Below are 6,724 nucleotides of genomic sequence, written 5' to 3'. Positions count from 1 at the left end.
CACCGAACGTCAGCTGCATGGATGAATCCTCTACATGAGGCGGTAGTGTCGCGCATCTGTGGTGAGTTGATCAGACCTTTCCTAGGAAACCCTGGGCGTATCATCCTGCGGAGATCGGTTCACCACGATCTTGCTCAAATAGAGTCCGTCAGCAGAATGAAAGCCCACCATCCATGTAACCGGCACAGCTGGCGCCGTCACCGACGGCTGGGCCTCTTTCACAACAGGGGAAAGCGTGCACATCACCGACGCCTTGTAACCTGCGCCGGGAGAGCTCAACGCTTGGCAGCGAAATCCAAGATCCTCAAGATTCTTCTGCACAGTTGTAAGCGGTGACCCAACAGGATTGGCTGCCTGAAGCTCTTGCCTTGCCTGGGAGGCAGACTGCTGCGTATTAAAGCCGGGCCGTAAGTCTTGCTGCATGGCTGAGCACCCTGGGATGAAGAAAAGGCTAGCGGCTACTAATAGTGCTAGAGAACTAAGGTTGCCGCGAGGATTCGTTTGCATGATTTGACAGCTCCACCGCAATCACACGGATGGTCATCCATGCGTAGTCCGGTTGCAAGTATGCGCCCCAAGAGATAGCGGAGCTATGAAGTTACAGGGGCAGGCTGACCTGGGCTGACGTCGCCTGGCCCAAAATTTATGCGTCCGCTGCTGCTATGCTTTTCTCTTTGCCCTTTAGCGCCATGTCGAGCAAGTGTTCATAGGTCTGCAGCTTACCCCTGGCCGATGTGGCTACCCAGCAGATCATCCAGAAGAACAGCAGGAAAATTCCCACCATCGCTGTGAGTGGAGACATTGCTAAAGGATTGCCACCAGCGCGCAGAACAAGAAAGAGCGACACCGCAACCGGCAGAAGACCCAGCTTGTCGATGCTTCCAGCCAGTAGCGCAATGCGGCCCGCACGGCGTGTATGGCTGTAGCGAGCGTGATCCAGCATGACTTGCAGGGTTGCTGCCGGATAGCCTTGCAGCCAGGTCACCTCTTGCAGAAGTTGCTCTAGCTGATGATCGGTGCGTATTGCTTGATCTACTGTCCATCGACGTAGATCAATCACAATCCCGTAGATGCCAAGCAACATCAGGACAGCCAATGCTACTAATGCAACCCAGAGGCCTGCGGTTGCTATCTTTACTAGCAACTGAGGCGGAACACTCGTGAAGTTGAGGAACGACGCAATTAGCGTCGAAGCGATTCCCAAGGCCATAACGATGGACGCGCCGCGCACGAGACGGCTTGGGCTTGCGGTATCTGCTGGAAACTCCGGTAGCGCGCTGAGGCGCTCTTCTAATGCCTTGAACGTCAAGGGTACAACCGGTGCTACGTCGCTACCTTCCATGACACCTACCATCGTTGAGTGGTAGGCAAAGATTAAGGGTGTCTGCTCTGCACGGCCAGGTAGCGGTGGTGTGCTTGGACAGCATGGAAGTCATTTTCTCCGTGGTGCGCTCGATGCGTAGCTGACCTGCGATCGCAGATATCAAGGCCTGCAAGCTGCGTGTCGGTGCTTCTGGGATCTGCCTCTTGAGAAGTGATGGCCACAGTTGACATCGCGATCCGCGCGTTGCAACCTCCGACCCAAGGAGCGTCGAAACTCCTCAGAGAGCGGTACCCACCTCCGTCAAACCGGTGGGTTTTTTGTGCCTGCATCCTGCAGGTACAAGCCGACGCAATGCCTGCGTCGGGAGGGCGGCTAATACAACACCCGCAAGGGGAATACGCCCGCCGGCTCTCTGCGGTTTCGAACCTCCCGACATCCCGTCGCTGTTGGCGACAGTTCTTGGGTTGTTCCAGGAGGGCGCTGCCATGTCTACCGCACCATCCATGCCGGCATTTGTGCCGGTTGATGTGTCACCAACCTTCGCTCACCGCCTGCGGTGGGATGTGCGTGAGGTGCTGCGCCGGCTCGCCGCATGCGCAGCTGTTGAGCAGGCGAGCGAACGTCCCGCGCATCCGTTGAGTCGCCAGCTCGCTGTATTGCCGCACACCTCGCACCGCCGGTTCGCACGCAGTGCTGTGGCGCCGCAGCACTGCGCGGCTGCAGCCGTCACCCGTCACGACCTGGAGGTACCATGACACGCCGCCGCCCACCTACGGCATCTGCCAGCGCACGGCCCACCCGCACGCGTACGCGCCCCACGCCACCCAAGCGGGTGCAGTGGGTCGTTGTGGAACCCGACCGCACCAAGCTGCCACCGATGCTGCCGCCCGACCCGGACGCCTGCCCGCAAGGCCCCGGCACGCTACGCGCACCCCGCCGCGCCCGCCGCCCGCGCCAATGCACTGTTAGCTACACCCATTACCCCGGCGCCCACGACCACGGCAGCGACCAGCACGTGCCCCACGTCCGTCTCAGCGGCCTATGGCTGGAACAACTGGGCTTTGCCATCGGCACCAAGCTGCGCATCACTGCCAGCGAAGGGCAGTTGTTGATGGAGGTGTTGCCGCAGGTGGAGGCGCCGCCTGCAAAGCAACTTGGGACGCGTCGGTAAGCACCGCGCGCCGCATTCGGCTGAATCCTGTCCGCCGCTGGCCGATCTTGCAAGGCAGAATCACGTGAAGTCATTGCTGCCGCCGCCTGATCTGGGATCATTGACGTGTTAAATTTCAGCGACACTCTTAGCGCAGGATCAGGGAGATGGCCCTTCACCTTGGGAAATCCCATGGCCGGCAAATTAAGCAAGGACGTAATGCCGTCTCTCAGGCAACGTTGTTACCAATTGCGCTGCTAGCACTGTGCACCTTTCATGCGGGATGTGCCCCCAGCACTCCACGCGATCAGTCAGCCGCAGCGGCTGCAAAGCCCTCCGTTGAAATCAGGAGCAAAGACGTGACGGAACGCCTCAAGCAAGATGTCGATCGGTTGATCGCCACTGACTTCCAGGATGTCGCAGCACTTAACGCTCAGCTTCAAACGCAATTCGGCCCCGGTGAGCCGCAAGACGCGATGGTGGTGCGGCGGGGCGAAGGTGGCGCGCTTGCCGGTGCCGCGTTGAAGCACATTGAGCTTCGCAGCACTCAGGATGCCCCCTCGCATGCGACGCTTGTGCTCGATTTTTCGTTGCCAGGCCCGAAGCTCGAGGGTATGCCTTCGCCAGACGCGTCTCTCTATCCACCGCGGCCAGATGCTAGCGGTTCTCGCGCTTACTGGTCGATGCATACGGAAACGGCAACTGTCATCTTTGGGCTGAGCGAAGATCAGTCCAGCCTAAGCTACGTCACAATCAGCAAGAAGTAAGTTGCTGAGCCCCCCGCAACGGAGTGCATGATGCAACATGTCGACGAGTCGAAGTATCCACAGCCGCAGCAATCGGTGTCAGGAGCCGCTTCCGGGAAGCCTTCCTCTCCGCTATCGGATCCTTCGGTCACACCTTTCTTGCAGAGTTCTCCAACACTTCAGGCAGGCCTTGCCCAGTTGAATCGGGACAACATTGCTGTGGTATGGGGGGCTGCTGGTGCGGGTACCTATGTCGTTCCTCGCACGCAAGTGGTTATTGACGAAAATGCAGTTGGAAACGGTGCCCGCATCGCTCGGTCACTTTCGCATGAAATTGGACATCATCGATTTTCCGAGCAATCCGATCAGTCCTCCAAGATTGGTTACGTTACGAGCATGCTCCGTGGCGAAGCTGCAGCAACGCTTAGTAATGCACTCATTCGGCGTGAGATTATGAATCACAATGGGCCGGACATCGGCATCTCTGGAAGCGGTACCAGGCCCCAGCAGTACCAGGCAATTGCAGATCAGAAAATGGCAGGCCACATCACGCGCGATGCGGCGTTGAACCAGATTGCCCAGGTCTTCAAGACGGAACAACCTTCGGTTGGACCGAGTAAGACGTACGAACAGTATTACGGCGACTACTACGATAAACATATTGCACCGCTACAACGCAAACAGGGTCGACCGGAACCGCAAACCATCAGGGATATCACCTCTTCTGATGTGAAGCAGAATGCACTTGGCCCTGATTCGCCCTCGCCACCACAGAAGACGCCGTTACTGCCCTCACAGCCAGGCCATGTAGACCACGCCATATACCAGCAGATCAAGGGCGGCGTGTCGCAGCTCGATGCCCAACATGGCAGGCAGTGGGACGCATCAAGTGAGCGCATGACAGCTAGCCTGCTGGCGCTAGCAAAAGAGGAAGGGCTGTCGCGGGTGGACCATGTCGTTCTCAATACCCCCACGTCCAAGCTGGCCGGCGGCGAAAGGGTCTTCGTCGTGCAGGGCGCTCTGAATGACCCGGCTCACCAGCGTGCCTATATGCCAACCGTGGACGCCGTGCAGACACCAGAGACCCAGTCGTTCGATCGCCTGCAGGCAATCAACCAGACTCAGGCCCAGGCGCGCGAGCAGCAGCAGGCGCTGGAGCAGTCGCAGCAAGCCGCCACCCAGGCCGATCCGTCGATGACGCGCTGAGGTTTAGCAAATGTGAGTAAATCTGGGTCGTTGATAGGCAGGTCTGCTGATGCTGGCGACCAGTACCAGCCCCATCTCCGCCTTAGCGGTCTATGGCTGGAACACCTAGGCGTTGCCATCGACACCAAGCTACGCATCACCGCCAGTGCGGGGCAGTTTTTGATGGGTGTCTCCGCCGACGAAGGTGCCTACCGATGAGCGTGGCATGTGGGAATAGGTAAAACGACATTCCAGTTACGGTATCGTGGTTCAACGCGACAGCCATCCTAACCAAGGAAGCGTCATGAAGACAAAGCGAAGGAAGACGCGAGCTCAGGCTTTAGATGGCCACAAGTTTGCGCCGGTTGGGCGGGGGCTGATTGCCCTTGTTTCAACAGCACCGCTTATGAGTAGCTGTGGCGCAGTGTCGGCGACGAACGCGAGTCGTCCAATTGCATACCCCACAGAACTGCATGGGGTATGGGACTTGGGTCCAAAACCCTGCACACTGCCCGTAAATTCTGATTCGGATTCGCCCATACACATCGAGAGCGCCCGATTGCGTGGGCACGAGCACCAAGAGAGGCCGGTCTCAGTCAGGCTTGTTTCCACCCACCCGCATGCTTGGGCGATTTCCGCAGCTACGGAGATCGCACCAGGGATACGAACTGATGATTTGTACATCTTGAAGGGCGAGCATCTGGTCGTTTCGGACGGCGAATCGGTCAGACGGTATCGTAGGTGTAAACGATCTGGATAGTGGGCGTTCTTATCGCTTTGATCTGGGCGGGCGAGGTGGGGTGCAGCGCCTGGATGCGAGTTGTGGATGGGGTTCGTATGCGGAATGCAGCTTTGAGGTAACCCAGTCGGATGGAGCAAGCTATCGTTTCTCAGAGATTTCCAGCTTTGGCCTTTGGCAGACGCAGCAAGGGCTGTATCTTGTTTATCGTATCGTTGCGCCGAAGGACAAGGCCGCAGAAGCAAAGCGCAAAGTCGTGAAGGTGGGTGACCCACCAGTAGAGATCTGCAATCAGATCGGGGACTACTCTGATTTAATTTAGTTTTAGATAAGGAGGTCAGTGATGCCTATCAACTATCGCGCGCTCAACAAGAAAGCAGTAAAACACGCTCACCAGCGAGGTGGTGAAGCTCACGGAGAGCTTGCACGCGCGCTCACAGGGTGTCGGTGATGGTCGGGCCACAACTGGCTATGGCTCTACATTCAATCGCTCAAGCAATGCTGCGATCTGCGCCATCCGGCTTTCATCCGCACACAAGGAACCTGCCATGTCCACCGAACTGGAGCAGACCCACGCCGACCCCACGCGCCGCATGGTGCTGCGCACGGCATTGCTGAGCGGTGCTGCGCTGATCTCGCCTGGCGCGGTGGCCAGCGACACGCGCCCGGCGAGTGCGCGGCGCGGTCAGGCTGGCGGCAACGCGCCTCAGCTGACGCTGGGCATGGTGGTATTCGAGGGCTTTCAGCTGCTGGACGTGTTCGGGCCGCTGGACATGTTCGGCAATCTCGAGGGCAAGGTGAAGATCGTGATGCTCGGCGAACGCATCGGCGCTGTGGCCAGCAGTGCGGGGCCGGCGGTCGCCGTGGATCACACGCTGGATGCGGCGCCCACCGTCGACATCCTGATGGTGCCCGGCGGCATGGGCACGCGACGCGAGGTGGACAACGCCACGCTCATCGCCGGCATCGCGCGCCTGGCCCGTGCCGCGCCGCATGTGGCCAGCATCTGCACCGGCGCCGCATTGCTTGCGCGCACCGGCCTGCTGGATGGGCGGCGCGCCACCACCAACAAGCGCGCCTTCCACTGGGTAACGACGCAAGGGCCGAAGGTGGAGTGGGTGAAGCAGGCGCGCTGGGTGGAGGATGGACATCTCTTCACCTCCTCCGGCGTATCCGCGGGTACGGACATGGCGCTGGCGCTGATCGCCAAACTCTTCGGCCGCGACGCTGCCAAGAACGTGGCCGACATTGCGGAATACGTGTGGAACGAGGATTCCACCAAGGATCCGTTCGTCGCTGCGATCGGTGCAGGTTGACCATGCGCGGCTGCGGACCGTCCTGCGACATTGCATGACGGCGTCAGGAGAGGGCGGCACACCTGTGCCAGGCAATCGGCACGTGGGTGGCGCGCATGTGACGTGCGCTGCGCTGCCCACCTGCGGCGGCAGTGTCCGCCGGGTGGAAGCCTGCGCACGTAGTAGCGATGCCATCTGGACCGTGATTACCGCGCCGGTGAAAGCGCTGCCCTTGTGATGAACATGGAAGTTCAAGCGACGAACACGCAGCGCCTGCCGCGTACG

The 6,724-nt window shown here is 59.5% G+C and carries 7 protein-coding genes; 6 read left to right on the top strand and 1 reads right to left on the bottom strand.

Features of this window, described 5'->3' with window-relative positions; translation table 11 throughout:
• Window positions 1–643: 643 nt before the first annotated feature.
• Window positions 644–1,342, bottom strand: a complete 699-nt coding sequence (locus tag XcodCFBP4690_RS02505) for a hypothetical protein (RefSeq protein WP_244183561.1) — start codon at window positions 1,340–1,342, stop codon at window positions 644–646.
• 467 nt (window positions 1,343–1,809) lie between these two features.
• Between XcodCFBP4690_RS02505 and XcodCFBP4690_RS22985 the strand changes: the two genes are divergently transcribed.
• From XcodCFBP4690_RS22985 to XcodCFBP4690_RS02465, 6 genes are all read left to right on the top strand, one after another.
• A complete protein-coding gene (locus XcodCFBP4690_RS22985) occupies window positions 1,810–2,079 on the top strand; it encodes a hypothetical protein (protein ID WP_244183560.1) in 270 nt (89 codons plus the stop codon).
• A complete protein-coding gene (locus XcodCFBP4690_RS02490) occupies window positions 2,076–2,495 on the top strand; it encodes a SymE family type I addiction module toxin (RefSeq protein WP_104539469.1) in 420 nt (139 codons plus the stop codon). The genes XcodCFBP4690_RS22985 and XcodCFBP4690_RS02490 overlap by 4 nt, the downstream gene beginning before the upstream one ends.
• Window positions 2,496–2,641: 146 nt before the next feature.
• The gene (locus tag XcodCFBP4690_RS02485; RefSeq protein ID WP_104539468.1) at window positions 2,642–3,241 is read left to right on the top strand and encodes a hypothetical protein; all 600 of its coding nucleotides are present in this window, start codon (window positions 2,642–2,644) and stop codon (window positions 3,239–3,241) included.
• A gap of 30 nt (window positions 3,242–3,271) precedes the next feature.
• A complete protein-coding gene (locus tag XcodCFBP4690_RS02480; protein ID WP_244183559.1) occupies window positions 3,272–4,426 on the top strand; it encodes an XVIPCD domain-containing protein in 1,155 nt (384 codons plus the stop codon).
• A 12-nt stretch (window positions 4,427–4,438) separates the two neighbouring features.
• Window positions 4,439–4,624, top strand: a complete 186-nt coding sequence (locus XcodCFBP4690_RS02475) for a SymE family type I addiction module toxin (protein WP_410049830.1) — start codon at window positions 4,439–4,441, stop codon at window positions 4,622–4,624.
• A gap of 1,068 nt (window positions 4,625–5,692) precedes the next feature.
• Window positions 5,693–6,460 (top strand): DJ-1/PfpI family protein, encoded by a 768-nt coding sequence (locus XcodCFBP4690_RS02465; RefSeq protein WP_167394443.1) that lies wholly within the window; start codon window positions 5,693–5,695, stop codon window positions 6,458–6,460.
• Window positions 6,461–6,724 lie beyond the last annotated feature (264 nt).

This window comes from Xanthomonas codiaei, from assembly GCF_002939785.1.
Classification (GTDB): Bacteria; Pseudomonadota; Gammaproteobacteria; order Xanthomonadales; family Xanthomonadaceae; genus Xanthomonas; species Xanthomonas codiaei.
This window is presented reverse-complemented; position numbering and strand designations above follow the sequence as displayed.